Source organism: Stenotrophomonas lacuserhaii (assembly GCF_039674585.1).
Lineage (GTDB): Bacteria > Pseudomonadota > Gammaproteobacteria > Xanthomonadales > Xanthomonadaceae > Stenotrophomonas > Stenotrophomonas pennii_A.
The window spans coordinates 84,722-110,857 of sequence record NZ_JBDJNU010000004.1; the positions used below are offsets into that span (position 1 = coordinate 84,722).

Here is a 26,136-nt window from a genome sequence, read left to right on the forward strand (position 1 = left end):
CGCCGTCCCACCACCCCTCCCAACACAGCCTACCGCCATGTCCCCGAACCGTTCCGTCCACGACCGCCGACCGGTCGTGCGTCCGCTCGTTCTCGCTCTCTCCGCCCTGCTGCCGCTGTCCGCAGTTGCCCAGCAAGCTCCGGCCAGCAAGGATCCGGTCGCGCTCGACGCGCTCACCGTGACCGCCCAGCGCCGCGTCGAGAACGCCAAGGATGTGCCGGTGGCGATCACCGCGATCCAGGGGGAGAAGCTCGATGTCCTCGGTTCGGCCGGTGACGACATCCGCTTCCTGGCCGGCCGCGTGCCCAGCCTGAACATCGAATCATCCTACGGCCGTGCCTTCCCGCGCTTCTACATCCGCGGCCTGGGCAACACCGACTTCGACCTCAACGCGTCCCAGCCGGTGTCGCTGGTATACGACGACGTGGTGCAGGAAAGCCCGCTGCTGAAGGGCTTCCCGCTGTTCGACCTGGCCGGCGTGGAAGTGCTGCGCGGGCCGCAGGGCACGCTGTTCGGCCGCAACACCCCGGCCGGCGTGGTCAAGTTCGATTCGGCGCGTCCGTCGCAGGACGCTGACGGTTACGTCAGGGTCGCCTACGGCAGCTATGACACCTGGAACGTGCAGGGCGCCTACGGCGGCCCGCTGACCAGCCGCTGGTCGGCCCGCGTATCGGCCCTTTACCAGCGCCGCGACGACTGGGTCACCAACACCCGCAGCGACGCACCGGCGCAGGGATTCGAAGGCTATGACGAAGGCGCCGCACGCGTGCAGTTCCTGTACGAAGGCGACGGTTTCGAAGGCCTGTTCAACCTGCACAAGCGCAAGCTCAACGGCACCGCGCGCCTGTTCCGCGCCAACATCATCCAGCCGGGCAGCAACAAGCTGGTGGAAAACTTCGATCGTGATGAAGTGTCCACCGACGGGCAGAACTTCTCCGACCTGGAAACCTGGGGCGGCAGCGCGCGCCTGAAGTGGGATCTTGGCCGGGTCACCCTGCACTCGATCACCGGCTACGAAACCGCCGAATCGCTCAACCACGGCGACATCGACGGTGGCTACGGCGCGGCGTTCCTGGGCGCCGGCAACTACGGCCCGGGCTTCATTCCGTTCCCGTCCGAGTCGGCCGATGGCCTGCCGAGCCACCGCCAGTGGACGCAGGAATTCCGCGTCGAATCCAACGAATGGGGCCGCTTCGACTGGCAGGCCGGCGTGTTCTACTTCGATGAAGACGTCACCATCGACAGCTTCAACTACGACTCGCTGACCCCGGGCAATCCGCAGAGCGGCCATGCCGTGCAGCAGCAGCGCAACAAGGCATGGGCCGCGTTCGCGTCCGGTGACTTCGACATCACCGAGCGCTTCAAGCTGCGTGCCGGCGTGCGCTACACCCAGGACAAGAAGGACTTCACCGCCAGCGTGCTGCAGGCGGTCGCCGGCGGTACCCCGGTCAGCGGTCCGTACGTGGCCAACAGCGATGTCGACGACGTCAGCTGGGACCTGAGCGGTGTCTACGCGCTGACCGACAACGTCAACGCCTACGCGCGCGTGGCCAAGGGCTTCCGGGCACCGTCCATCCAGGGCCGGCTGGCCTTTGGTGGGGTCACCCAGGCCGATTCGGAAAAGGTCATTTCGTACGAGGCCGGCATCAAGGCCGACCTGTTCGACCGCCGTGCGCGCCTGGGCTTCAGCGTGTTCCGCTATGACGTGGACGGGCAGCAGCTGATCGCCGTGGGCGGCACCAACAACACCGCCACCCTGCTCAACGCCGACAAGACCATCGGCCAGGGCTTCGAACTCGACTTCGAATCCTACCTGACCGACAACGTGCTGCTGACCCTGGGCAGCAGCTACAACGACACCGAGATCAAGGACCCCAGCCTGGCGGTGGCGATCTGCGGCGGTGGCTGCACCATCACCGATCCGACCACGGTGATCAACGGTGGCACCTACGCGCTGGTCAACGGCAATTCGCTGCCGCAGGCGCCGAAGTGGATCCACAACCTGACCCTGCGTGCCGGCTTCCCGGTCACCGATGCCAGCGAGTTCTACGTCTACACCGACTGGGCGTACAAGAGCGAAGTCAATTTCTTCCTGTACGAATCGCAGGAGTTCCGCAGCCGCAGCTCGCTGGAAGGCGGCCTGCGCCTGGGCTACAACTGGGATTACGGCCAGTACGACGTGGCCGTGTTCGGTCGCAACCTGACCGACCAGGTGCGGGTGGTCGGTGCGATCGACTTCAACAACCTGACCGGCTTCCTCAACGAGCCGCGTACCTTCGGCGTGGAGTTCACCGCGAAGTTCTGACCGACCGCCCTTCCGGGTGGCGGCCCACGGTCGCCGCCCGGCTGATGGTCATCCACGGCGCGGATTCTTCCGCGCCGTTTTACCTTTCAAAGCGCGCTGGCCGGGCGCACCTTCAGCACCGCTTCCTCGGCCGCGCAGTCGCGGCTGGAATGCTGCCCGGACCTGCGCGCGGCTTCGATTTCCCTACGCGCAGCGAGCAGGTCGCGCTGGAAAGCCGGATTGTCCTGCAACCGTGCCACGGCAGCGGCGCCCATGAAACGGCCTTCCAGGATGTCGCTCTGCCAGTGCACGTTGCACACCAGGCGGCTTTCACCGTAGTTGCGTCCGCGCGCGATGATGGCATCGGCGCGGTCGGGCACGATTTCCGACAGCAGCAGCGCCCACGCCCAGCCGATCGAGCTGTGGCCGGAGGGATAGGAGCCGTTGCCGCGCAGGTCGGCTTCGTCCTGCGGGGTGCAGGTGGGTTCGCCGTTGACCATGAACGGACGCGGGCGCTGGTGGTGTTTCTTGGCCGCGCGGGTGGCGGCACTGGCATCGATGCGGCTGCGTTCCAGCAGGCGGTACAGCGCCGGCGTGCGTTGCGCGTCCACGTCCAGGCCGATGGCGCAGGAGAACTGGTTGGCCCCTTCCGGGAAGCCCAGTTCGGCATCGTGCGTGGCCTGGGTGAAGCGCGGCGTGCCGCGCAGTGCCCGTGCCTCGCGGCTGACCTGTTCGTCCAGCGCCAAGCCGGCCGAGCCGGCCGCCGGCGGTGCAGGCACCAGCGCCAGGCTGGCCGGCACCGATGCCGCGTCCAGGTAGCCGACCGCCTTGGTGGTGATGGTCGCTTCAACGGCGGTCGGCCTGCTCGCGGTTGCCGTGCACCCCGCCAGGGACAGGGCGAGGGCAAGGCCGGGCAGGGCGCAGCCAAGGTGGGCGATCACGGACATGGGCAGGCTCGGGGCAGGGGCTCGCCGGCAATGATCGCAGTCCCGCCTGCCCTGCGCAGCGCCCATCGCGCATACGGCCAGAACCGGCACGGCCCCTCTGCATGGGACAACACCCCTGTCGAATATCGGAAATGCCTTGAGTCCCGGGCCAGCGCACGGATTTTCACGCGTGATCGCGCCGAGCATCAGCCCATCGACGACCGGGGGCCGCTGACAGGGAGACACGCAATGCACCGCATCGCATTACCCAGCACCGTACTGGCCCTGCTGGTGGGCTTGCCGCCCGCGCAGGCGGCTGATCGCCTCGGCGTAGCCTTCGTGCATGGCACCGGCGCGCAGACCAATGCAACCCGGGACTACTGGCAGCCGGGCATCATCGACAGCGTCCGCCAGGGGCTGCCGGACAAGCGCAGCCATGTGGTCATCAACTGCGATTTCACCCGCTACATGTGGAAGCCGAAAGCCGCCGGCTGCCTCGCCGACCAGCTGACCGGCTTCATCGACAGCCGTGGCATCACCCGGCTGGTGGTCATCACCCACTCCCACGGCGGCAACCTCATGCGCTGGATCCTGTCCAACCCGACCTACGACCGCCGCTATCCGAAGATCATCCAGACGCTGCAGAAGGTCACCGCGCTGGCACCGTCTTCGGCCGGCACGCCGTTGGCCGACGCAGTGATCAACGGCAACACCTTCGAAACCTCGCTGGGCTGGCTGCTGGGGTTCAGGAACGATGCGGTGCGCCAGCAGCAGGTCGGCCACATGGCCACCTACAACGCGCAGAACCTGTATGGCACCGCCGGTCGCCCGGCACTGCCCGGGTGACCGGCGGTGGTCGGCAGCGATGTCGACTCGGCGCCTACGGACGCGGACAGTTACTGCGGTGGTTATGCCGCCAACCTCGGCCTGGAGTTAACCCGGAACTGGTTGTCGTCGTGTTCGGACGGTTTCCTCGACTGCAGCAGCCAGGAGGCGGCCGGCACCGTGTGGTTCACCGACACGGCGCGCACCCACGGCGCCGAGCCGCTCAGCCACAACCAGAGCCGCCGCGCGTGCTTCGGTCTGGACACGATCCTGCGCAATGACCTGAGCCAGTGACGGAGCCCCTCATGACGACGATGCATTCCACCCTCCTGGCCGTTGGCATACTGGCGATCCTGTCCACCGCGCCCGCAGGGGCCGCACATCCACTGCGCGCCGCCGTGGCGGGCGACCAGGTACCGTCCACCCTGGTCGCCGCGCCGTTGCCCGCCGACGATGAAAGCGAGCGGGCAGCGCTGGCCTTCGCCTGGGCGCTGGACCCGGCGCAGCCCCTGCAGGCGCCTGCGCCCCATGCGGCCATCAGCCGCAGCTACTGGCAGCAGGTCGATGCAGCCGAGCTGCAGCGTGGCCTGGCGTTGCCATTGACCGCACCGGACGCGGTGATCCAGCTCAGCCCGGCGCCGGGCGCCCGCGCGCTGTCGGCGGGGTCATTGCAGCTGCGTGATCCGGCCGGGCGAAGCAGCGGGGCCCGCAGCATTGATGCACGTGCATTGCAGGATGCCGGCATGCCGGCAAGCGATGGCACGCGCATGCTGCGCACCGGCGCAACCAGCATGGCCGGGGTCTACCGCCTGCAGAGTCGCCAGGCACGGGGCCGCTACGTGGTGCAGGTGCTGGAGCCGAACAGCCCGCTGCGGCTGGAAGTCCAGGCCAGCCAGGCCCAGGTGCTGGCCGGCGGCAGCGTGCAGCTGCAGGCACGCCTGTTGGAAGACGGGGCCAGTGCGGCGCAGCTGCGCCGTCGCCGCCGCGATCTGGGCGGTGCAGCGCTGCTGGTGGCGCCCGACGGCCGCAGTTGGCCGCAGCGCCTGCTGCATGGCCGCGATGGCAGCCTGCGCGCGCAGGTGCGCATCCCCGCCGACGTGGGCAACACGCAGGGTCTGTGGGAGCTGCAGGTGTTCGCACAGGCCGACGGCATGCTGCGCGATGGCAAGGTCGCCTTCGCCGTGGCGCTGCCGACGGCGCGTTTCAGCAGCACCGCCACGCCGGATTCCGCCAGCCGACGGGTCGGCCTGGCGCTGCAGGTGGCGGCCGCCGGGCGTTACGAAGCGCGCGGCACCCTGTACGCCAGCGCGGCCGATGGCCAGTTGAAACCGGTGGCGCAGGCCCATGCCGCCGCCTGGTTCGACGGGCCCGGGCAGGGGACGCTGGTACTGCCGTTCGACCAGGCCGCGTTGCCGGCGGGATTTGGCCCGCCGTATGAACTGCGCGACCTGCAACTGCAGGACCAGAGCCGGATGGCGCCGATCGAGTCGCGCGCGGCCGCACTGCGGTTCTGACCCGGGAGCGGTGGGCCGGGGCAGCTGGCCCGCCCGCGTGGTGCCCGTTGCGACGGCCGTGCGGCACTATCCCGCGTACGCGGTCAGCCGTCCGTCCTGCTCCACCACGGAGATCGGGCCCCCGAACGCGGCCGACAAGGGCGCATCGCACAGCAGTTCGGCACGGGTGCCGTCAGCCAGCACGCGTCCATCGCGCAGCAGCACCACCCGTTCGATCTCGGGAATGATTTCCTCCACGTGGTGGGTGACCAGCACCAGCGTGATGCCCTGGCGCGCCAGTGACTGCAGGGTGGCGATCAGTTGCTGCCGGGCCACCAGGTCCAGGCCGGTGGACGGCTCGTCCAGCAGCAGCGCGTGCGGGCGGTTGACCAGCGCGCGGGCGATCAGCACGCGGCGGGTTTCCCCCGCCGACAGCTCCGCATAGGGACGCCCGTGCAGCGCCAGCGCGCCGGTCATCGCCAGGGTGTGGCGCGCGCGCTCGCGCATGTCCTGGCTGATCTCGCGGAACGCAGGCAGCACGCAGCTGGCGAAGAACCCGGTCAACACCGCCTGTTCCACGGTAAGCCCGGGCATGCCGGCAAGGTTGTTGCTGAGATCGCCGGTGACGATGCCCAGCTGCGAGCGCAGCCGGTCGACCTGCCAGCGGTTCTGGCCCAGCACCTTCACCGGCACGTGGCCGTCGGCATGTGCCAGCGGATACAGCTCGCGGGTGATGAGTTTGATGAAGGTGGATTTGCCGCAGCCGTTGGGTCCGAGCAGCGCGGTGTGCTGGCCCTGCGCGATGCGCAAGCTGAGGCCATGCAGCACCTTTACCTGGCCGCGCATCACGCTGGCGCGATCCAGTTCAATCAGCGGCGGGAGGGGGCCGGCATCGGCTGCGGGCGGTACGACGGCGGCTGGATTCAGGCTGGACAACGCAGGTTCCCGGCTGGAAGGAGCGCGGCCGTGGCGGCGCAGGGATGCAGTTTGCCAAGCCAGGGGCCATCATGTCTGCACCGCGGCAACCCCGCGCCGGACCCCGGCCTGGAGGCCGCCATGACCGACGTCACCCTTACCCTGCCGCGCGGACCCGGGGTCACCCTGCTGATCGCCTTGCTGCTGCCCGCTGCGGGCGGCGTGCAGGCGCAGGTGGCCGACACCGGCACGTACCTGCAGCGCATGGATGCCGATGGCGATGGCCGGGTCAGCGAGGCCGAGTACGTGCAGTGGATGATGTACGCGTTCGAGCAGATGGATGCCGATGGTGATGGCGTGCTGGACGCCAGCGAGCTGCCGGGCGGCAAGGGGCGTCCGATCACCCGCGAGCAGCAGCGGCAGACGCTGGTGCAGCGGTTCCACAAGCAGGATGCGAACCGGGATGGGTTCCTGGATGCGCGCGAGCTGGCGGCGCCGCCGCGGTGAGTCTGGCGCATGGCGCTGCAACGGGAGCGGGCCGGGGGCCTTCGAAACGCGGTAGCGCCGACCCAAGGTCGGCGGGTTCCGTCCGACGCCGTCAGCAACAGCCGCCGGGCGTAGAATCTGCGCATGCCTGAGTTGCCCGAAGTTGAAACCACCCGGCGTGGACTGGCGCCGCATCTGCTGGAACGTGCCATCCATGGGGTGATCCTGCGCCGCAGGGAGCTGCGCTGGCCGATCCCCGACGAAGTGGCCGCCCTGTTGCCGGGGCAGCGCATCGTGGAGGTGCGCCGGCGTGCCAAATACCTGCTGCTGGATACCGAAGCCGGTAGTGCGCTGCTGCACCTGGGGATGTCCGGCAGCCTGCGCGTGCTGCCAGGCGACACCCCGCTGCGCGCGCATGACCACGTGGACATCAGCCTGGACAACGGCCGCCTGCTGCGCTTCAACGACCCGCGCCGCTTCGGCAGCCTGTTGTGGCAGCCCCCGGGCCAGGTCCATCCGCTGCTGCAGGGGCTGGGCCCGGAGCCACTGGACGATGCCTTCGATGGCGACTACCTGTTCCAGCGCAGCCGTGGCCGCAAGGCGCCGATCAAGACCTTCCTGATGGACCAGGCGGTGGTGGTGGGGGTGGGCAACATCTACGCGGCCGAAAGCCTGTTCCGGGCCGGCATCAGCCCGCTGCGCGAGGCCGGCAAGGTATCGCGCGAGCGTTATGTGCGGTTGGCGGAGGCGGTCAAGCAGATCCTGCAGCATGCGATCACCCGCGGTGGCACCACCCTGCGCGACTTCATCAGTCCCGACGGGGCGCCCGGCTACTTCGAACAGGAGCTGTGGGTTTACGGGCGCGATGGCCAGCCCTGCCGGTCCTGCGGACGGCCCTTGAAGCACGCCACCATCGGGCAGCGCGCCAGCGTCTGGTGCGGTTCCTGCCAGCGCTGAGGGCTTTTTCGCCAAGCGTGCCGGACAGGACTATAGTCGCGCCACGACTCCCGTGGGAGCAGGCGCTGCGATGGACGAAGGATCCGACATCACCGTGTGGCTGGACTCTGCGCGCGGCGGCGATCGCGCCGCGCTGGACCGCGTGCTCACCGTGCTCTACCAGGAGCTGCACGGGATGGCGCGGCGGCAGCTGGCTGGGCAGCAGGGCCGTACCCTGGATGCCACCTCGCTGGTGCACGAGTCGTACCTGAAACTGCTCGGCAGCCGCGGGGGCGCGCGCTTCGAGGACCGTGCGCATTTCTTCGCCTACGCGGCGTCGGCGATGCGCAGCGTGGTGGTGGACTATGCGCGCAACCGGCTGGCACGCAAGCGCGGCGGTGACCTCAAGCGGGTGGACATTCCGGAAAACAGCAGCAGCGGCATCCGCATGGACGAGGACCTGCTGGCGCTGGACGTGGCCCTGGAGCGCCTGCAGGCGCTGGATCCGCACCTGGCACGGGTGGTCGAACTGCGCTACTTCGCCGGCCTGACCGAACAGCAGATCGCCGAACTCAGCCAGCGTTCCGAGCGCAGCATCCGACGCGACTGGCAGAAGGCGCGCCTGTTCCTGCTGACCGAAGTAAGCGGGGACTGAGCGCGAGCACCGGCCATGGATGCCCTGCGCTGGCGTGAACTGTCCTCATGGCTGGACCAGTTGCTGGAACTGGATGAAGACGGCCGCGTCGCGCGGCTGCGGCAGGTGGCAGCACGCGACCCGGCGCTGGCCGCGGCGCTGGAGAAAATGCTGGCCCATGCGCGCGACAGCGAGCAGTTCATGGCCCAGCCGGTGTTTTCCGCCCCTGCGTCATCACGCGAAGGTACCCGCATCGGTCCGTACCGCCTGCTGCGGCTGCTCGGCGAAGGCGGGATGGGGGAAGTCTGGCTGGCCGAGCGCTGCGACGGCATGTACGAGCGCACGGTGGCGTTGAAGCTGCTGCGCAGCGGTCTGGCCGAACCCGGCCTGCATGCACGCTTTGCGCGCGAGCGGCAGATCCTGGCCCGGTTGCAGCACCCTCACCTTGCCCAGCTGCACAACGCGGGCATCGACCCGCAGGGGCATCCCTATTTCGTGCTGGACTACGTGCAGGGCGAACCGATAACCGACTACTGCCAGCGCGGGATGCTGCCGCTGGACGAGCGGTTGCGGCTGATGCTGCAGGTGTGTTCGGTGGTAGCCCACGCGCATGCCAACCTGGTGGTGCACCGCGACCTGAAGCCGTCCAACATCCTGGTGGCCGAGGGCGGGGTCAAGCTGCTGGATTTCGGCATTGCCCAGCTGCTGGACCCGCAAGGCGTCGCCGCGGTGGCCGCGGCCGGCGAGCCGCGCGCGTTCACCCTGCACTACGCGGCGCCGGAGCAGGTGAGGGGCGATCCGCTGAGCACCCGCACCGATGTGTACTCGCTGGGCGTGGTGATCTACGAAGTAGTCACCGGCCACAAGCCCTATCGACTGCGCCGACACACCGACAGTGACTGGGAGCGCTGCCTGCTGGATGTCCAGCCGCTTCCCGCATCGCGGCGTCTGCTGCAGGGCGAAGCCGGCATCGCGGTGCCGCCTGCCGCGCGCCGCCTGGCCCGGCAGGTGCGCGGTGACCTCGACCTGCTGCTGGAAACGGCGATGGCCAAGGAACCGCAGCAGCGCTACGGGTCGGTCGATGCACTGGCCGAAGACCTGCGCCGTTTCCTGGATGGGCGGCCGCTGCGCGCCCATCCGCCCGGTGCCGGCTATCGGCTCAGGAAGTACCTGCGGCGCCACGGCTGGGGCGTGGCAGGCGCAAGCGTTGCCCTGGCAGTACTGCTGACGGCCTCCACGACGGCGGTCTGGCAGGCGCGCCAGGCCCGCCAGGAGACCGCACGCGCGCAGGCCATGCAGGACTTCAACATCGGCCTGTTCGATCGCGCGGCGAGTGTCCGCCACGGACATTTCGACGTGCGCCAGCTGCTGGAAACCGGACAACAGCGTGCGCACGCAGAGCTGGCCGGGCAGCCGCTGGCGCTGGCCGAAATGGAAGGGGTCATCGGACGCCTGCACATCGGGCTGGGCGACTACCAGACGGCCCTGCGCATCCTGGATCAACAGCGCACGCTGCTGCAGGCACAACGGGACGTGCCCGGGGCGCTGCAGCTGGAAGCGGTGACCCAGCGCGCGCGCGCGTTGCGCATGCTCGGTCGTGATCGCGAGTGCGTTGCCCACCTGCAGTCCCTGTCCTCCGTCGCTGACCAGCAGCAGGCGCTGCTGCCGACCGCCGTGGCCGGCTATGCCAGCGAACTGGGACGCTGCCAGACCCAGCTTGGCCACGCCCGTGCCGCGCGCGCTGCATTCATTCGCGCCCTGGCGCTGTACCAGCGCGGGGAGGGCAATCCGCGCGGCATCGCCGGTGCGCTGGCGGGGCTGGCCGGGCTGGATGCCGACGCCGGCCAGGACGCGCGGGCACGGGAGGGCTACCAGCAGGCGCTGGCGCTGCTGCAGCGCGCGGCACCGGGGACCCCGGAAGCCATCGGGATGCGCCGCCAGCTGGGGCAGATGCTCGCGCGCAGCGGGCAGCCCACGGACGCCGCCGCCGCACTGGACCAGGCATGGCAGTCGGCGGTCCAGGCATTCGGCCCCGACCATCCGGAAACCCTGGTGGTGCAGCGTGCCCGCGCACTGCTTGCGCTGCAGCAGGGGCGTCGGGCCTGGGCCGGGCCGGTGCTCGCCGGAGTACGCGACAAGCTGGCCTTCGCGCTCGGGCCGGAGCACCGTGAAGTCGGCCTGGCCGAGCAGGCATTGGGCGACGTCGCCCGGGCCGATGGAGATGCCGAGGGCATGCTCGGCCACTACCGCAATGCGGTACGGATCTGGCGCCAGCCTGACCATGTGGCCCTGCTGCCGCAGGGCCTGCTCGACCTGGGCGAGGCCGAGCGCGCGGCGGGTAGCCCCGCGCGGGCCGCCGCTGCGTGGCACGAGGCACGCCAGTTGTTGATCGCCCAGCGCGGCATTCCGTCTTCGGCGGTGCGCCAGCTGGACCTGCGCCTGGCCCGCCTGCCGCAGCCAGCTGAACAGATGTCGCCGGCCACTGCCAACAATTAACGAATCTGTTGGAATAATGGCCGACCCTCCATGCCCCGGCTGCCTTCGAATGCAACGACGCGATTTTATCCGCAACGCTTCCCTGGCCTTGGCTGCCTTCGGCCTGCCTGCATTGAACGTGGGCGCCGCGGCAAGCCGACAGGTCGGCCTGCGCCGCCTGGGACAGCCGGTGCCGTTCGATTTCGCCAGCCTGAAGGGCCAGGCGCGCGCGCTGGCCGCTGCGCCCTACAAGACCCACAAACGGACCCTGCCAGGCCCGGTGGAAGCGCTGAGCTGGGATGCATACCAGTCGATCCGCTACCGCCAGGACCATGCGCTGTGGGGTAATGAACCGGGCCGGTTCCAGGCCAAGTTCTTCCACCTGGGGCTGTACTTCCATTCGCCGGTGCGGATGTTCGACGTGGTCGACGGCAAGGCGCAGGAACTGGCCTACGACGGTGCCGCCTTCGATTATGGGAAGAGCGGGATCAAGGACGGCCAGCTGCCGGCCGATCTCGGTTTTGCCGGCTTCCGGCTCAACACGCGCAAGGATACCGATCGCGATTTCGCTGCGTTCCTCGGTGCCAGCTACTTCCGCGCGGTCGGCAAGGAAGGCCAGTATGGGCAGTCGGCGCGTGGCCTGGCGATCGACACCGGGACCGGCGGCCCGGAAGAGTTCCCCGACTTCATCGCCTACTACCTCGAACGCCCGGACAACGACTCGGACACCATCGTGGTCTATGCGTTGCTGGACTCGCCCAGCGTGGCTGGCGCCTACCGCTTCGCCATCACCAATGGCGATGTGCTGTTGATGGACATCGACAGCGCGCTGTATCCGCGCAAAGCCATCGAGCGGCTCGGCATCGCCCCGTGCACCAGCATGTTCCAGGTCGGCGAGAACGATCGCCGCATGGCCTGGGACTGGCGTCCGGAGATCCACGATACCGACGGCCTGGCGATGTGGACCGGTGGCGGAGAATGGATCTGGCGCCCGCTGGTGAACCCGCGCGAATTGCGCTTCAACATGTTCGTCGACCGCAATCCGCGTGGCTTCGGCCTGCTGCAGCGCGACCGCGAATTCGACCATTACCAGGACGACGGCGTGTTCTACGAGAAGCGCCCGTGCCTGTGGGTGGAACCCAAGGGCGACTGGGGCGAGGGCTCGGTGCAGCTGGTGGAGATTCCCACCGTGGACGAGACCTTCGACAACATCGTCGCGTTCTGGAACCCGAAGGACAAGCCGCAGGCCGGGCAGGAACTGCTGGTCGGCTATCGCCTGTACTGGGGCGCCGAGCCGCCGGCACGTTCGCCGCTGGCGCACACCGTGGCCACCCGCACCGGCCTGGGCGGCATCATCGGCAAGAAGCGCAACTATTTCTCTTGGCGTTTCGCGGTGGACTTCGCCGGCGGCGAGCTGGCCAGCCTGATCGACAAGGGTGAGGTGGAGGCCGTGGTGCAGGCCAGCCGTGGCAAGCTGGAGATCGTTTCGGCCCGTCCGTTGCGTGAGATCAACGGCTACCGGGCCATGTTCGACCTGGTGCCGGGCGATGACAGCACCGCGCAGATCGACATCCGCCTGTTCCTGCGCAGCGGTGGCAAGACGCTGACCGAAACCTGGTTGTACCAGTACAGCCCGCCGCCGGCCGGGGCGCCCGAGCGCACGCTGTACTGAGCCGTGTAAACGCGGGAGCGGTAGCGCCGAGCCATGCTCGGCGGAATCCTTCCGGCATCCTGACCGCCGAGGCACGCCGCGCTTCGCGCTCGCCGAGCATGGCTCGGCGCTCCCGGCGCTACCCGTTTACAGCGGCAGGGCGGCCTGCAGCGGGTCTATCCGGCCTTCGCCGCGGGTGATTTTCTTGAACTCGGCGCGGCTGACCGACACATAGCGTTCGTTGCCGCCGATTTCGACCTGCGGGCCGTCCTGCACGGCATGGCCGTGCTCATCCACGCGCACGGTCATGGTCGCCTTCTTGCCGCTGTGGCAGATGGTCTTGATCTCCTGCATCTCGTCGGCCCAGGCCAGCAGGTACTGGCTGCCTTCGAACAGCTCGCCGCGGAAGTCGGTGCGCAGGCCATAGCAGAGCACCGGGATGCGCAGCTGGTCGACCACTTCGCTCAGTTGCCAGACCTGTGCCCGGCTGAGGAACTGCGCTTCGTCCACCAGCACGCAGCCCAGCGGCCCATGCGCGGCGATATCCGCTTCGACCACGTGCTGCAGGTCGCTGTCGCGCTCGAAGGCCATGCCATCGGCCTTCAACCCGATGCGCGAGGCCACCACGCCACTGCCGGCCCGGCTGTCCAGCCGTGGCGTGAGGATCGCCACCCGCATGCCGCGCTCGCGATAGTTGTGCGCGCTCTGCAGCAGGGTGGTGGTCTTGCCGGCATTCATCGCCGAATAGTAGAAATAGAGCTTGGCCATCGGCAGATTCTAGCGGCTGTGGCCCTGCTCAGTCGCCGCGCACCGGCTGCAGGGCACCCACCCCGACGCTGCTGGTGTTGCCAGCGGCCAGCTGCTGGCCCTGCCATTTCCAGTAGGCTTCGGGCTGCCACAGACGCGGCGCGTAATAGATCTCCGGTACCACCCGCACCATCTGGCCGTTGAAGCGGACCTGCATGACCGTCGATCCCAGCGCGCCGGTGCGGCTGCCGGTCATCTCGCCCATGTTGCGGCGCATTTCGCGTTCCTGACGCGGCTTGGCCACCGGGTCGCCGTACTCGGCGTACAGCGTCTGGCCTTCACTGACCGCGCGCTTGCGCTCGGCTTCGTCCAGGGCGGCCCAGTACTGTTCGCGACGCACCACCAGCCATTCGGTGCCGCGTTCGGCCGCCAGGTCCATCCAGGCGTAGCCCAGTGCGCGATCAACCGGGCCACCCTTCCCATTCCACAGCAGCTCGGCCATCAGCGCCTGCGACAGCTTGTCGGCATGCTGTGCGCCCAGGCGGAAGTAGCGCCGGGCGTCCTCGGGCTTGTCGCGCTCGACCGCGGCCAGCCCCAGTTGCCGGAAACGCAGGTCCGGGTGCGCCTTGAGGTACGCAGGTGAACTGACCACGGCGTGTTCCTGCATGGACAGCGGGGCGTCCTCGGCGGCCAGCTGCGCGTGCGCGTAAGGCGCCGGTGACAGCACGGCGGCGGCAAGGACGGCGAGCGCGGTAAATCTATTCAGTTTCATCGGTCACTTCCTGTGAATCGTGGTCTGCGATCACTATCGCAGCAGCCCGCGCCAGCGCAACCTGCCGGAGGTCAGGGTGCCCCCGCTACAATCGGCACTACATGCACGGACTCAATCCCCCCCAAAGCGCAGCAGTGCTGCACATCGAAGGTCCCTTGCTGGTGCTGGCGGGTGCCGGCAGCGGCAAAACGCGCGTGATCGTGGAGAAAATCGCCCACCTGATCGGCTGCGGCCGCTATCCGGCCCGGCGCATCGCCGCGATCACCTTCACCAACAAATCAGCCAAGGAAATGCGCGAGCGCGTGGCCCGGCGCCTGCGCGATCAGGATGCCGAAGACGTCACCATCTGCACCTTCCATGCGCTGGGCTTGAAGTTCCTGCAGATCGAACACGCGGCGGTCGGCCTCAAGCGCGGCTTCTCGATCTTCGATGCCGACGACAGCAACGCCCAGGTCAAGGACCTGATGCATGGCGCCAAGCCGGATGACATCGAGGACGTGAAGAACCTCATTTCGCGCGCCAAGAATGCCGGCCTGTCACCGGAGCAGGCGATGCGCGAGGCGCGCAGCAACCGCGAGAAGGAAGCGGCCGGCGTCTACGAGCGCTACCAGCTGCGGCTCACGGCCTTCAATGCCGTGGACTTCGACGACCTGATCCGCCTGCCGGTGCAGGTGCTGGAGGAGAATCCGGAGATCGCCATCGCCTGGCGCGAACGCATCGGCTACCTGCTGGTGGATGAGTGCCAGGACACCAACGACGCCCAGTACCGCCTGCTCAAGCAGCTGGCCGGGGACAAGGGCAACTTCACCTGCGTGGGTGACGATGACCAGTCCATCTACGCCTGGCGCGGTGCCAATCCGGAAAACCTGCAGCAGATGGCGCGCGATTACCCCGCGCTGCAGATCATCAAGCTGGAACAGAACTACCGCTGTTCCAACCGGGTGCTGCGCGCGGCCAATGCGTTGATCGCCAACAATCCGCACGAACACCTGAAGAAGCTGTGGAGCGACCAGGCCGACGGCGAACGCATCCGGGTGTGGGAGTGCCGCAACAGCGAGCACGAGGCGGAAAAAGTGGCGGCGGAGATCGCCTTCATCGCCCAGGCGCGGCAGGTACCGTGGAGTGATTTCTGCATCTTGTTCCGCGGCAACTTCCAGTCACGCCCGCTGGAAAAGGCGATGCAGCTGGCGCGCGTGCCGTACCACCTGTCCGGTGGCACGGTGTTCCTGGAGCGCCAGGAAGTCAAAGACACCCTGGCCTGGCTGCGCCTGCTGGTGAATCCGGACGACGACACCGCCTTCATGCGCGCGGTGCAGGCGCCCAAGCGCGACGTGGGTGCAGGCACGTTGGCCAAGCTGGCGGAGCTGGCATCGGAAAAGAACATGCCGATGGCGCAGGCGGCCGAGGCGCTGGGCGCGCTGCAGCAGCTCCCCCCGCGTGCGGCCAACAGCCTGTCGCGCTTCACCGACATCCTGCGTGACCTGCGCGCACAGACCCGCGAGATCTCTTCCGGCGACATGATCCGCAAGGTGGCCAAGGAATCAGGGCTGCTCAGCGAACTGCGCCAGCAGGCCAAGGAAGAAGCCAGTTACCAGCGCCGCGCCAGCAACATCGAAGAGCTGGCGCAGTGGTTCGAAGGCGGCCCGCGCGGTGCCACCGCCGCCGACCTGGCCGGCCAGCTGGCGCTGTTGTCGCGCAACGACAAGGACGATGGCGGCAACCAGGTGCGCATGATGACCCTGCATGCTTCCAAGGGCCTGGAGTTCCCCTATGTCTTCATCGTCGGCTGCGAAGACGGCGTGCTGCCGCACCAGGTCAGCCTGGACGAAGGCACGCTGCAGGAAGAGCGGCGGCTGCTGTACGTGGGCATCACCCGGGCCAAGGTCCAGCTGTGGATGAGCCACAGCAAGCTGACGCGCAAGTTCGGCGAGCACGTGCGGCTCAAGCCCAGCCGCTTCTTCGCCGAGCTGCCGGCCGAAGAACTGCAGCGCGACGGCGCCGATCCGGTGGCCGATGCGGCGCGCAAGCAGGAACGGGCCACTGCCGGACTGGCGGCGATCCAGGCCTTGTTCGATTGAGCGCGCAGTGCGCACAATCGGCCACCCCAACGGCAACGGAAACGGCAGTGCAGATCCAAAGCGAACGGCTGCGCCTGCGGCCCATCGAGCCCGAGCGGGATGCCGGCCATATGCTGGCACTGCTCAACGATCCAGGTTTCCTGCGCTTCATCGGTGATCGCGACGTACGCAGCGAAGCGCAGGCCCGCGAGTACATCGCACTGCGCGTGCTGCACAGCTACGCGCTGAACGGCTTCGGCATGTATGCGATCGAGCGCCTTTCCGACGGGGCCTGGCTGGGCAACGCGGGCCTGGTGCGGCGCGACGGCCTGCCGGGGCCGGACGTCGGCTACGCGGTTCTGGGGCAATACGCCGGTCAAGGGTATGCCAGCGAGGCGGCGCAGGCGGTGTTCGCCCATGCGCGCGGCACGCTGGGCCTGCAGGACCTGTACGGCATCATCAGCCCGGACAACCTGGCCTCCGCCGCGATCCTGCGCCGGCTGGGGATGCAGCAGCGCGGCCCGATCCAGCTGCCCGGCAGCGAGGAATGGGTGACCCTGTTCGCCACGCCGGGCGCGGCCGACGTCGCCCGCTGACGGCAGCCCACCGCCAAGGCCGGCCGCCGCCGCTGGCCGGCAACCCGGGCTCAACCGCGCAGCGCTTCCAGCTCGGCGCGCAGCTCGGCGACTGCGGTTTCCAGCTGCGCCACGCGCTCGGCCAGCGCCGGATCGTGGCTGGCGGCACCCGCCGACGCCGCCCCCGAGGAAGCAAAAGCCGCCGCCAGCGCCGCGCCATCGACTTCACCGCACAGCAGGTGCATGTAGCGGTCCTCGCGCTGGCCACTGGCGCGCGGCAGCACCACCAGCAGCTCGCGCTGCTGCAGGCGTTCGATCGCGTGGCGTGCCTCGTCGGCATTGCCGAAGCGGTGCAACCGCTCGGCGCGCGTCATCAGCTCGGCCAACGTCTGCGGACCCCGCAGCAGCAGCAGCGCCAGCACCACGGTCTGCTGGCGGGTCAGGTCCAGCGCCGCCTGCAGGCGATGTTCATAGCGGTCCGCGCGCGAGGAAAAATGCTGGCGCGCCAGGCCCATGCTTTCCAGCTGCCGCAGCGCATGCTGGACATTGCCGGCATCCAGGTTCATCAACGGATCGCGCGCGGTCTTCTGGTTGGCCGCCGATTGTGCCGCATTGACCGTCAGCGGATAGGTGTCCGGCGTGGTGGCTTCTTTTTCCACCAGGCAGCCCAGCAGGCGTGCCTGGGTGGCATCCAGCAGCGGGCGGGCAGGGGCGTCGGGGGTGTCGGTCATGGCGGGCTCCGCTGGGTCGATGGAACAGCCATCAAGCATAGCCGCTGCCCCTGTCATCTTTGCCGTTAAAATGGCGGGGATCTGAACATGGTGAAGCCAATGCGTCGTCGTACCGCCCCCCTTTCCCTGTCCCTGCTCGCCATCGCGGTGATCGGGCTGTCCGCCTGCAAGCGCGTCGACGCCCCGCCTGCCGCCGCACCGGCGGATGCGGCCCCGGCAAAGGACAGCAGTGCCAACGACAACCTGAACGCGGTGCTGTGGATGCAGCGTGCCCAGGAATACAAGGCGATTACCGAGCAGACCTACCGTGCCGCAGCTGATCGCCTGGACGCGGCGCTGAAGGAGTCCCACTGGGATGCCCTGGTGCCGGAAGAGCGCGGCAACGATGCCAAGGGGCTGAAGCCGGCGGTGGTGCTGGACCTGGATGAGACCGTGCTGGACAACTCGCCCTACCAGGCGCGCCTGGTGCGCGATGGCAAGGAATACGACGAGATGACCTGGGACCAGTGGGTGGCCGAGAAGAAGGCCAGGGCGATTCCCGGCGTCGTTGATTTCGCCAGGGCGGCCAATGAAAAAGGCGTCACCCTGCTGTACATCTCCAACCGCGCCGTGCACCTGAAGGAAGCGACCCTGGCCAACCTGCGTGCCGAAGGCCTGCCCGTTGCCGACGACAGCGTGTTCCTTGGCCTGGGGACCGTGGTGGAGGGCTGTGAGCAGGCCGGCAGTGAAAAGAACTGCCGCCGCCGCCTGGCCGGGCAGCAGTACCGGGTGCTGATGCAGTTCGGTGACCAGCTCGGCGATTTCGTCGAAGTCACCGCCAACACCAACGAAGGGCGCGATGCCCTGCTGCAGCAGTACCACGACTGGTTCGGCGAGCGCTGGTGGATGTTGCCGAACCCGACCTACGGCGGCTTCGAGCCGGCGCAGTTCAACAATGATTTCAGCCAGCCGCGCCAGGCCCGCCACGACGCAAAGCGTGCCGCGCTGGACTATGCGCCATGAGCCGCGGACCGCTGCCACTGCGCGATGACGAGCGCCTGATCTTCGCCCTGGACGTGCCCGACCGCGCGCAGGCGCTGGCGTGGGTGGATCGCCTGGGCGACAGCGTCGGCTTCTACAAGATCGGCATGGAGCTGCTGGCATCCGGTGAGTACTTCCAGGTGCTGGAGGAGCTGGCGCGCCGCGACAAGCGGGTGTTCGTCGACCTGAAATTCTTCGACATCCCGGCCACCGCTGCGGCGGTCATCAAGCGCCTGGCGCAATGGCCGGTGAGCTACTGCACGATCCATGGCTGGCACCCGGCGATGATGGAGGCCTGTGCGGCCGTGGCCGGTGGCGACATGCGCCTGCTGGCGGTCACCGTGCTGACCTCGATGGCGCGCGAAGACCTGGCCGGGATGGGCATCGACCGCGAACCGGTGGACGTGGTCGTGGAACGCGCGCTGGCGGCGAAGGCGGCCGGCATCGATGGGGTGATCGCGTCCGGGCAGGAAGCGGCGCCGATCCGTACGGCAACCGGCGCCGGTTTCTCCATCGTCTGCCCGGGTATCCGCCCCGACGGTCCGGCCGGTGATGACCAGAAGCGCACCGTGGGAGTGGCCCGGGCCTTCGCCGACGGCGCCGATGCCATCGTGGTCGGCCGACCGATCCGGCTGGCGGCCGATCCGCAGGCTGCGGCGTGGGCCATCCAGCAGGACATCGCGACCGCGCTGCGGCGTTGAGCGGAGCGCGGGGCCGGCTCAGTCCCCGGTCCAGGTGGCGCGGATGAAGTCCACGATCCCGGCACTGGCCAGGCGCGCATAGACACCCGGGGAGTCACCCTGCGCACAGCCGATTCCCCAGCTGACGACACCGAGCTGGTCCCGGCTGCCCTGGTCGCCGGCCAGGAACAGGGGGCCGCCTGAATCACCCTGGCAGGCATCCTTGCCCGACCGGCTGGCACAGAGCTCCACCTCGGCATCGACAGGCAGGCGTCCCTGGTACAGCCGCTGGCATTCCGCGGTGGGGATGAAAGGAACGTCCACTTCCTGCATCCGCGAGGGAGAGCCCGCGCCGCTGGCCAGGCGGCCCCAGCCTGCAACGGTGAGCAGCTGGCCGGGCTGTTCGAACGCCGCCCCTTCCAGGCCCGGTAGGCTGACCGGCCGTACATCGGCCACCGGTGTCTTCAGGCGGATCAGGGCCACGTCGCTTTTACCGCTGGGGTAGGCAGGATGGACATGGATGGCGGCCACCGCGTGGCGACTGCCGGCAGCCCTGTCGAAATCGGTTGTGCCGGCGTGGACGTCGAGGCTGCCTGGGGAACGCCGCACCACGCAGTGGGCGGCTGTGAGTACCCACGATGGCGAGATCAGCGACCCACCGCAGAAATGGCCGGAATGGAGCGACCCCGCCCTGGCGTTCTGCAGGCTGACGATGAAGGGATAGCGGCCGTCCGGGACATCGGTTCCACCGACGATGGAAGGCCGCGGCAGCGCGTCACCCGCGGCCGGAGCGGCCACTGCAGGCCAGCACAGGGCGCTGGCGATCACAAGCGAAACGAAGGAACGCATGGTGGGACACCTCGGGTTCGGCAGGTTGCCGGGGCCTGTAGTGGGCGCCTCGGCGGGCGACGGATCTGCCGCGTCGATCACGCATCCGGTGCATCCAGCGCAATACCTACACGTGCATCAGCCGGTCAGCCCGCGCCGCTGCTCCGCCCAGCGCCAGCCTTTGTGGTTCAATGGCCTGCACACGACGCCGTGTCGCCACTGTCTTGCTGCTGACAGGCAACACCGGTCAAGATGCAGGCCGGTCTGGGGAGTCCGAACCATCATGTCGAAGACGAAACGGCGCGCGCTGCGCCATGCGGGTGGGTGGGCTTGCGCGGCCTTGCTGCTGCTGGCGATGGCCGCCTGCCAGCGCGACCCGGTCGATGCCGCCGCGCCCCCTGCCGAGCCGGTCGCCGCCGTGCAGGCGATGGCGCGGGCGATGGCCGACAACGACCTGGTGGCCTATGCCCGGTTGTCGGTGCCACCGGCGCAGTACGCGGCGCTGGACCAGGCGTGGAGCCAGGGCCACAGCCGCTGGCCGCTGACCGAACTGCCGCTGCACGACCAGCTGCTGCCGATGCTGCAGGCCCTTTCAGCCGAGGACGGCAGCCAGCGCCTGCAGCGCAGTTTCGACCGCCAACTGGCCGGGCAGACCGCCGCCGTCCGCCAGGCCGCGCAGTCCATGGGCCTGTTCGGTGTGCAGTACCTGCGCCATGAAACCGGCTTCACCGCCAGCCAGCAGGCGCACTACGTGCAGGTGGTGCAGACACTGTCGGCGTGGGCGGCGGATGCGCCGATAAGCGACCGGGCGCGGGCGCGGGCCAGCATCGCCGCGCTCACCAGGGCCGCCAGCGCGACCGGCATCACCGCCGATGCGCAGTTGCAGCAGGCGGGCATGGCGGGCAGCCTGGAACGGCTGGGGCCGTTCATCGCCACGTTGAAATCCGTGCTGGCCAGCTATGGGCTCGACCTGGACGCGTCGATGCGTGGCATCGTCGGCGAGGTGCTTTCCCAGCAGGGCGACAACGCGCTGGTCCGCCTGCAGTATCCCCTTGCCGGGCAGACGATCGGCCTGCAGATTCCGTTGACCCGTCGCGAAGGGCACTGGTATCTCACGCGCACGCTGGCCGATACCGACGCGCTGCTGCGCAACGCGCGCAGGGCGCAGGCGGCGGCGGAAGCTGAATCCGCCGCGGCCATCGCACTTCCAGCTGAGACCGGGGGCGATGAAAAGCCCGCGGCTACGCCATAATGGCGCCGATGTCGAAACAGAACCCGCTGCCGTTCCCCGGCGAACAACCTGAGCAGGCCCCCGCCGATCCGGCGCAGGTGTCCCCGATGACGATCGACGGCCCGGTGCCGGCGCATGTTGCCGCGCGCGCTGCGGCGGGCCGGCGTCCGTGGTGGGCACGGCTGCTGGGTCGCCTGTTCGAGCCCTGGCTGTCGCTGGACATCGAGCCGGAAGACCCGGGCCAGTACAACGACGGCCGTCCGGTGGTCTACGTACTGGAGGACTACGGTCTGTCCAATGCGCTGATCCTGGACAAGGCCTGTCGCCAGGCCGGACTGCCCTCGCCGCTGGTGCCGCTGCCGGGTGATCCCACCGGCCGCAAGCGCGCCTACGTGGCCCTGTCACGGCGCAGTTCGAGCAATTCCATCATTCCCGAACAGCGTGGTGCCAAGACCCACTCCGATTCGCTGGCCAAGGTGCTGCAGGCACATCGCGCACGCGACGAACTGGACGTGCACCTGGTTCCGGTGTCGATCTTCGTGGGCCGCGCGCCGGACAAGCAGAGTGGCTGGTTCGCCGTGCTTTTCTCTGAAAACTGGGCACTGGTCGGGCGCTTCCGGCGCCTGCTGGCGGTGCTGTTGAATGGTCGCAGCACGATCGTGCGCTTCGCCCCGCCGATCTCGCTGCGGGCCACCGTGGATGAAGGGCTGGATCCGGAACGCACGGTGCGCAAGCTGCAGCGCGTCCTGCGCACGCATTTCCGGCGCATCCGTGAATCGGTGATCGGCCCTGACCTGTCCACCCGCCGCCTGCTGGTGGACCAGGTGCTGCAGGCCGAGCCGGTGCGCGAAGCGATTGCCGCCCAGGCCCGGCGCGACAACAGCAAGCCGGCTGACGCGTGGAAGAAAGCGCACGCCTATGCCTGGGAAATCGCGGCCGATTACTCCAGTCCGGCGGTGCGTTCTGCCAGCTTCATGCTCAGCCACGTGTGGAACCGCATCTATGCCGGCGTGCTGGTCCATCACCTGGAAAAGTTCAAGGCGGCCGCGCCGGGCCATGAAGTGGTCTACGTGCCCAGCCACCGCAGCCACATGGACTACCTGCTGCTGTCCTACCTGCTGTACGACCGCGGCATCGTGCCGCCGCACATCGTGGCCGGCATCAACCTGAACCTTCCGGTGGTCGGTACGCTGCTGCGCAAGGGCGGCGCTTTCTTCATCCGCCGTTCGATCCGCGGCAACGCGCTGTATTCGGCGGTACTGAGCGAATACGTTGCCCAACTGGTCGCAGGCGGCTATTCCATCGAGTACTTCGTCGAAGGCGGCCGCTCGCGCACCGGGCGCCTGCTGCAGCCCAAGGGTGGCATGATCTCGATGACGCTCAAGGCGTTCCTGCGCCAGCCGCGCAAACCGGTGCTGTTCCAGCCGATCTACATCGGCTACGAAAAGCTGATGGAAGGCAGCAGCTACCTTGATGAGCTGACTGGCCGGCCGAAGGAAAAGGAATCGATCTGGTCGCTGCTGTGGGGCATCCCGAAGGTGCTCAAGCAGAACTTCGGCCAGGTGGTGGTGAACTTCGGCGAACCGATCGCGCTCAACGACGTGCTGGCCGAAAAGGCCCCTGAGTGGGACGGTCGTGCGGTGGCCGAGGATGAAAAACCGGCGTGGCTGTCGAACACCGTCGACACCCTGGCCGAACGCATCCAGGTGCGCATCAACGGCGCCGCCGACGTCAACCCGATCAACCTGCTGGCGCTGGCGCTGCTGTCCACGCCCAAGCACGCCATGGGCGAGGCCGACCTGATCGCGCAGATCCAGCTGTGCAAGACGCTGCTGGAGGAAATGCCGTACTCGGACCGGGTCACGGTCACCCCGCATTCGCCGGAACGGATCATCGCCCACGCCGAAGAAATCAACGTGCTCACCCGGGTCAAACACCCGCTGGGCGACGTGCTGAGCGTCAGCGGCGACACCGCCGTGCTGCTCAGCTACTTCCGCAACAACGTGCTGCACCTGTTCACGGCCTCGTCGTGGGTTGCGTGCTGCTTCCAGAACAACCGGCGCATGGGCCGCGCCGGCCTGGTGCGGCTGGGACGCACGGTCTATCCGTTCCTGCAGGCCGAACTGTTCCTGCCCTGGACCGAAGACGAGTTCGGCCAGCGGATCGAGCAGACCATCGACCTGTTCATCCGCGAGGGCCTGCTGCAGCAGGTCGGCGAAGACGAAGGCGGGGTGTTGTCGCGCAATACCGGGCAGACCGACGAGGTGTTCCGACTGCGCGCGATCGGCCACTCCCTGCAGCAGGCCTTCGAGCGTTACTACATCGCCATTTCGGTGCTGGTGAAGAACGGCCCCGGCACGCTGGGCGCGGCGGAGCTGGAAAGCCTGTGCCAGCAGGCCGCACAGCGCCTGAGCCTGCTCTACGCGCCGGCGGCACCGGAGTTCTTCGACAAGACCCTGTTCCGTGGATTCATCCAGAAGCTGCGCGAACTGCGCCTGGTCTGGCCGGATGAAAACAGCCGCCTGTTGTTCGACGAGCGCCTGGACGGTTGGGCAAAGGATGCCAAGTTCATCCTCGGCCGCGAGCTGCGCCACACCATCGAACGGGTGAGCCCGGAAGCGGCCCGCCCGGAAGAAGCCGTGCCGCAGGACTGATCAGGCAGGGTGTGGCGAGCAACGGTCGCCACCCACCGGAAGGGCCAAGGCCGGCCACCCGCCAGGAGGGCTCAGGCCGGCTCGTCGGGGATCTGCAGGCTTTCCAGCCGGGTGATGCAGTCTTTCAGCTGCAGCCGGTGACGCTTGAGCCGCTTGGACTCCAGGTCGTCTTCGCCATTGGCCGCCATGCGCGTGATGCGGTCGTCCAGCGCGCGGTGGTCGGCGCGCAGCGCGAGCAGGCGCTCGGTGATTTCTGCGGGAGTGTAGGTGTCCACCCGTCGAGCATACACAGCGCGGGTGACCACCGGGAGAACCGCCGTCCGCGAGGCCTCGGAAGCGCGCATGCCAGCCGGTAGAATGGGCGGATGACCGCCGTCCTGTCCCTGCCCGATCCGTTGCCGCGCGTGCCCCGCGAGGCCGGCGCGCAGGCGGACGTGCTGGGCCGCGCGCTGCGTCGGCAGGTCGGCCAGGCCATCGCCGATTACGGCATGATCGGGGCGGGCGACAAAGTGATGGTGTGCCTGTCCGGCGGCAAGGACAGCTATACGCTGCTGGACATGCTGCTGCAGCTGCAGCGCAGGGCGCCGGTTGCGTTCGAGCTGGTCGCGGTGAACCTGGACCAGAAGCAGCCGGGGTTTCCCGCGCATGTGCTGCCGGCGTACCTGGAGCGGCTGGGGGTGGCGTACCAGATCATCGAACAGGACACCTATTCGGTGGTCAGCCGGGTGATTCCCGAAGGGCGCACGCAGTGTTCACTGTGTTCCCGGCTGCGCCGTGGCGCGCTCTACCAGCATGCCACCCGCCATGGCTTCACCCGGATCGCGCTGGGGCACCACCGCGATGACATGGCGGCGACGTTCCTGATGAACCTGTTCCACCATGCCAAGCTGTCCGGCATGCCGCCCAAGCTGCGCAGCGACGATGGCCAGCACGTGGTGATCCGGCCGCTGGCCTACGTGCGCGAGCGCGACATCGCGCAGTACGCACAGGCTCGCCGCTTCCCGATCATCCCGTGCACGCTGTGTGGCAGCCAACCCAACCTGCAGCGCCGCCAGATAGGCCAGCTGCTGGCGCAGTGGGACGCCGACCACCCGGGACGCGTCGACCAGATCGCCCGTGCACTGGCGAGCGTGGAGCCGTCGCAGCTGGCGGACCCGAACCTGTTTGATTTCCATTCCCTGGAGCGCCGCCACCGCGACGCACCTCCTGAGACGCCGTTGGCCGACGATGGCCACGGCGCCCTTCACTCCTGAATCCGGAATTCCATGTTCTTTCGCAACCTGACTTTCTTCCGTTTCCCGACCGCCACCGATTTCTCCAGCGTGGACACCCAGTTGCCGAATGCCCTGCTCAAGCCGGTCGGCCCGCTTGAGATGAATTCGCGTGGCTTCATTTCCCCGTTCGGCCGCGAAGAGAAGGAACAGTTCTCGCACCGCATCGAAGAGCATCTGTGGCTGACCGTCGGCGGTGAAGACAAGATCCTGCCGGGCGCGGTGGTCAACGACCTGCTGGAGCGCAAGCTGGAGGAAATCGAGTCCAACGAAGGCCGGCGTCCCGGCGGCCGCGAACGCAAGCGCATGAAGGACGACCTGCTGCACGAACTGCTGCCGCGCGCCTTCGTCAAGAACTCGCGCAACGATGCCTTCATCGACCTCAAGCACGGCTACGTCGCGGTGGACTGCTCCAGCCGCAAGACCGCCGAATTCTTCATGTCGGACATCCGCGGCCTGCTCGGCAGTTTCCCGGCGATGCCGCTGAACGCCGAAGTGGCGCCGCGCTCCATCCTGACCGGCTGGATCGCCGGCGAGCCGTTGCCGACCGGCCTGTCGCTGGGCGAAGAGTGCGAGATGAAGGACCCGGTGGAGGGCGGCGCGGTGGTCAAGTGCCAGCACCAGGAACTGCGCTGCGACGAGATCGACAAGCACCTGGACGCGGGCAAGCAGGTCACCAAGCTGGCGCTGGTGTTCGAGGACAATCTGTCCTTCGTGATCGGCGATGACCTGATCGTGCGCAAGCTGAAGTTCCTCGATGGCGCACTGGACCAGCTGGAGCATTCGGATGACGACGGACGTCGCGCCGAGCTGGATGCGCGCTTCGCGCTGCAGAGCGCCGAGATCCGTCGCCTGTTCCTGCTGCTGGAAGAGGCCTTCAAGCTGAGCAAGGCCGACTGAACAGGGTACGGCGGACGTTGCTGACATCGCGCCGCCCGTGGCGGC

At 68.3% G+C, this 26,136-nt stretch carries 22 protein-coding genes and 1 pseudogene; 16 read left to right on the plus strand and 7 right to left on the minus strand.

The annotated features are described in order from the left end of the window. The first annotated feature begins 37 nt into the window (after window positions 1-37). Entirely contained in the window at window positions 38-2,305 is a 2,268-nt protein-coding gene (locus ABE522_RS02760) for a TonB-dependent receptor (protein WP_346590369.1), read from the plus strand. Between the two features lie 86 nt (window positions 2,306-2,391). Here ABE522_RS02760 and ABE522_RS02765 read toward each other — a convergent pair whose 3' ends face one another. Beyond that, window positions 2,392-3,231, minus strand: a complete 840-nt coding sequence (locus ABE522_RS02765) for an acid phosphatase (RefSeq protein WP_346590370.1) — start codon at window positions 3,229-3,231, stop codon at window positions 2,392-2,394. Between the two features lie 228 nt (window positions 3,232-3,459). Here ABE522_RS02765 and ABE522_RS02770 point away from each other — a divergent pair. Further along, window positions 3,460-4,329: pseudogene (locus ABE522_RS02770) on the plus strand (lipase family protein). An 11-nt stretch (window positions 4,330-4,340) separates the two neighbouring features. Then, window positions 4,341-5,549 (plus strand): DUF4785 domain-containing protein, encoded by a 1,209-nt coding sequence (locus ABE522_RS02775; protein ID WP_346590371.1) that lies wholly within the window; start codon window positions 4,341-4,343, stop codon window positions 5,547-5,549. Between the two features lie 66 nt (window positions 5,550-5,615). Here the strand turns inward: ABE522_RS02775 and ABE522_RS02780 are convergent, their stop codons facing one another. Continuing rightward, complete coding sequence (locus ABE522_RS02780) at window positions 5,616-6,401, minus strand: ABC transporter ATP-binding protein (RefSeq protein WP_406846292.1); 786 nt, start codon at window positions 6,399-6,401, stop codon at window positions 5,616-5,618. Window positions 6,402-6,584: 183 nt separating this feature from the next. On the opposite strand from ABE522_RS02780, the gene ABE522_RS02785 reads away from it, so the two are divergent. The 5 genes from ABE522_RS02785 (at window position 6,585) to ABE522_RS02805 (ending at window position 12,646) form a co-directional block, all read left to right on the plus strand. Then, window positions 6,585-6,950 (plus strand): EF-hand domain-containing protein, encoded by a 366-nt coding sequence (locus ABE522_RS02785; RefSeq protein WP_346590372.1) that lies wholly within the window; start codon window positions 6,585-6,587, stop codon window positions 6,948-6,950. A 123-nt stretch (window positions 6,951-7,073) separates the two neighbouring features. Beyond that, window positions 7,074-7,886: a bifunctional DNA-formamidopyrimidine glycosylase/DNA-(apurinic or apyrimidinic site) lyase gene (mutM, locus tag ABE522_RS02790; protein ID WP_346590373.1), complete on the plus strand. Its 813-nt coding sequence runs from the start codon at window positions 7,074-7,076 to the stop codon at window positions 7,884-7,886. A gap of 70 nt (window positions 7,887-7,956) precedes the next feature. Further along, entirely contained in the window at window positions 7,957-8,520 is a 564-nt protein-coding gene (locus ABE522_RS02795) for an ECF-type sigma factor (RefSeq protein WP_057507727.1), read from the plus strand. A gap of 15 nt (window positions 8,521-8,535) precedes the next feature. Beyond that, window positions 8,536-10,995, plus strand: coding sequence for a serine/threonine-protein kinase (locus ABE522_RS02800; RefSeq protein ID WP_346590374.1), 2,460 nt, complete (start codon window positions 8,536-8,538; stop codon window positions 10,993-10,995). Between the two features lie 49 nt (window positions 10,996-11,044). Next, window positions 11,045-12,646, plus strand: coding sequence for an OpgD/OpgG family glucan biosynthesis protein (locus tag ABE522_RS02805; RefSeq protein ID WP_346590375.1), 1,602 nt, complete (start codon window positions 11,045-11,047; stop codon window positions 12,644-12,646). Window positions 12,647-12,772: 126 nt separating this feature from the next. Here the strand turns inward: ABE522_RS02805 and ABE522_RS02810 are convergent, their stop codons facing one another. Both ABE522_RS02810 and ABE522_RS02815 read right to left on the minus strand, forming a co-directional pair. Next, the gene (locus ABE522_RS02810) at window positions 12,773-13,393 is read right to left on the minus strand and encodes a thymidine kinase (RefSeq protein ID WP_346590376.1); all 621 of its coding nucleotides are present in this window, start codon (window positions 13,391-13,393) and stop codon (window positions 12,773-12,775) included. A 28-nt stretch (window positions 13,394-13,421) separates the two neighbouring features. After that, complete coding sequence (locus ABE522_RS02815; RefSeq protein WP_346590377.1) at window positions 13,422-14,144, minus strand: SEL1-like repeat protein; 723 nt, start codon at window positions 14,142-14,144, stop codon at window positions 13,422-13,424. A 101-nt stretch (window positions 14,145-14,245) separates the two neighbouring features. Here ABE522_RS02815 and ABE522_RS02820 point away from each other — a divergent pair, with 101 nt between their 5' ends. Then, entirely contained in the window at window positions 14,246-16,222 is a 1,977-nt protein-coding gene (locus tag ABE522_RS02820; protein ID WP_346590378.1) for a UvrD-helicase domain-containing protein, read from the plus strand. 47 nt (window positions 16,223-16,269) lie between these two features. Further along, window positions 16,270-16,797 (plus strand): GNAT family N-acetyltransferase, encoded by a 528-nt coding sequence (locus tag ABE522_RS02825; RefSeq protein WP_346590379.1) that lies wholly within the window; start codon window positions 16,270-16,272, stop codon window positions 16,795-16,797. A gap of 50 nt (window positions 16,798-16,847) precedes the next feature. Here the strand turns inward: ABE522_RS02825 and ABE522_RS02830 are convergent, their stop codons facing one another. Beyond that, window positions 16,848-17,507: a YceH family protein gene (locus tag ABE522_RS02830; protein ID WP_346590380.1), complete on the minus strand. Its 660-nt coding sequence runs from the start codon at window positions 17,505-17,507 to the stop codon at window positions 16,848-16,850. 99 nt (window positions 17,508-17,606) lie between these two features. Between ABE522_RS02830 and ABE522_RS02835 the strand changes: the two genes are divergently transcribed. Further along, entirely contained in the window at window positions 17,607-18,509 is a 903-nt protein-coding gene (locus ABE522_RS02835; RefSeq protein ID WP_346590381.1) for a 5'-nucleotidase, lipoprotein e(P4) family, read from the plus strand. Continuing rightward, window positions 18,506-19,228 carry an orotidine-5'-phosphate decarboxylase gene (gene pyrF, locus ABE522_RS02840; protein WP_346590382.1) on the plus strand — a complete coding sequence of 241 codons (723 nt, stop codon included), beginning with the start codon at window positions 18,506-18,508 and terminating at the stop codon, window positions 19,226-19,228. The genes ABE522_RS02835 and pyrF overlap by 4 nt, the downstream gene beginning before the upstream one ends. A gap of 18 nt (window positions 19,229-19,246) precedes the next feature. Here pyrF and ABE522_RS02845 read toward each other — a convergent pair whose 3' ends face one another. Next, a complete protein-coding gene (locus ABE522_RS02845) occupies window positions 19,247-20,056 on the minus strand; it encodes a serine protease (protein WP_346590383.1) in 810 nt (269 codons plus the stop codon). A gap of 262 nt (window positions 20,057-20,318) precedes the next feature. Between ABE522_RS02845 and ABE522_RS02850 the strand changes: the two genes are divergently transcribed. Together ABE522_RS02850 and plsB are read left to right on the plus strand one after the other, a co-directional pair. Continuing rightward, a complete protein-coding gene (locus ABE522_RS02850) occupies window positions 20,319-21,287 on the plus strand; it encodes a hypothetical protein (protein WP_346590384.1) in 969 nt (322 codons plus the stop codon). After that, a complete protein-coding gene (gene plsB, locus ABE522_RS02855) occupies window positions 21,287-23,920 on the plus strand; it encodes a glycerol-3-phosphate 1-O-acyltransferase PlsB (RefSeq protein WP_346590385.1) in 2,634 nt (877 codons plus the stop codon). Before ABE522_RS02850 ends, plsB begins: the two co-directional genes overlap by 1 nt. Before the next feature lie 71 nt (window positions 23,921-23,991). Here plsB and ABE522_RS02860 read toward each other — a convergent pair whose 3' ends face one another. Continuing rightward, window positions 23,992-24,195, minus strand: coding sequence for a YdcH family protein (locus ABE522_RS02860; RefSeq protein ID WP_346590386.1), 204 nt, complete (start codon window positions 24,193-24,195; stop codon window positions 23,992-23,994). Window positions 24,196-24,285: 90 nt separating this feature from the next. On the opposite strand from ABE522_RS02860, the gene ttcA reads away from it, so the two are divergent. Together ttcA and ABE522_RS02870 are read left to right on the plus strand one after the other, a co-directional pair. Further along, window positions 24,286-25,173: a tRNA 2-thiocytidine(32) synthetase TtcA gene (gene ttcA / locus ABE522_RS02865; RefSeq protein ID WP_346590387.1), complete on the plus strand. Its 888-nt coding sequence runs from the start codon at window positions 24,286-24,288 to the stop codon at window positions 25,171-25,173. Window positions 25,174-25,185: 12 nt separating this feature from the next. Further along, complete coding sequence (locus ABE522_RS02870; RefSeq protein WP_346590388.1) at window positions 25,186-26,091, plus strand: recombination-associated protein RdgC; 906 nt, start codon at window positions 25,186-25,188, stop codon at window positions 26,089-26,091. The last annotated feature ends 45 nt before the right edge of the window (window positions 26,092-26,136 follow it).

Bases quoted from the DNA above. Each gene is read 5' to 3' on its own strand.
- ABE522_RS02760 (WP_346590369.1), top strand. From the start codon at position 38: ATGTCCCCGAACCGTTCCGTCCACGACCGCCGACCGGTCGTGCGTCCG.
- ABE522_RS02765 (WP_346590370.1), bottom strand. From the start codon at position 3,231: ATGTCCGTGATCGCCCACCTTGGCTGCGCCCTGCCCGGCCTTGCCCTC.
- ABE522_RS02775 (WP_346590371.1), top strand. From the start codon at position 4,341: ATGACGACGATGCATTCCACCCTCCTGGCCGTTGGCATACTGGCGATC.
- ABE522_RS02785 (WP_346590372.1), top strand. From the start codon at position 6,585: ATGACCGACGTCACCCTTACCCTGCCGCGCGGACCCGGGGTCACCCTG.
- mutM (WP_346590373.1), top strand. From the start codon at position 7,074: ATGCCTGAGTTGCCCGAAGTTGAAACCACCCGGCGTGGACTGGCGCCG.
- ABE522_RS02795 (WP_057507727.1), top strand. From the start codon at position 7,957: ATGGACGAAGGATCCGACATCACCGTGTGGCTGGACTCTGCGCGCGGC.
- ABE522_RS02800 (WP_346590374.1), top strand. From the start codon at position 8,536: ATGGATGCCCTGCGCTGGCGTGAACTGTCCTCATGGCTGGACCAGTTG.
- ABE522_RS02805 (WP_346590375.1), top strand. From the start codon at position 11,045: ATGCAACGACGCGATTTTATCCGCAACGCTTCCCTGGCCTTGGCTGCC.
- ABE522_RS02810 (WP_346590376.1), bottom strand. From the start codon at position 13,393: ATGGCCAAGCTCTATTTCTACTATTCGGCGATGAATGCCGGCAAGACC.
- ABE522_RS02815 (WP_346590377.1), bottom strand. From the start codon at position 14,144: ATGAAACTGAATAGATTTACCGCGCTCGCCGTCCTTGCCGCCGCCGTG.
- ABE522_RS02820 (WP_346590378.1), top strand. From the start codon at position 14,246: ATGCACGGACTCAATCCCCCCCAAAGCGCAGCAGTGCTGCACATCGAA.
- ABE522_RS02830 (WP_346590380.1), bottom strand. From the start codon at position 17,507: ATGACCGACACCCCCGACGCCCCTGCCCGCCCGCTGCTGGATGCCACC.
- ABE522_RS02835 (WP_346590381.1), top strand. From the start codon at position 17,607: ATGCGTCGTCGTACCGCCCCCCTTTCCCTGTCCCTGCTCGCCATCGCG.
- pyrF (WP_346590382.1), top strand. From the start codon at position 18,506: ATGAGCCGCGGACCGCTGCCACTGCGCGATGACGAGCGCCTGATCTTC.
- ABE522_RS02845 (WP_346590383.1), bottom strand. From the start codon at position 20,056: ATGCGTTCCTTCGTTTCGCTTGTGATCGCCAGCGCCCTGTGCTGGCCT.
- ABE522_RS02850 (WP_346590384.1), top strand. From the start codon at position 20,319: ATGTCGAAGACGAAACGGCGCGCGCTGCGCCATGCGGGTGGGTGGGCT.
- plsB (WP_346590385.1), top strand. From the start codon at position 21,287: ATGGCGCCGATGTCGAAACAGAACCCGCTGCCGTTCCCCGGCGAACAA.
- ttcA (WP_346590387.1), top strand. From the start codon at position 24,286: ATGACCGCCGTCCTGTCCCTGCCCGATCCGTTGCCGCGCGTGCCCCGC.
- ABE522_RS02870 (WP_346590388.1), top strand. From the start codon at position 25,186: ATGTTCTTTCGCAACCTGACTTTCTTCCGTTTCCCGACCGCCACCGAT.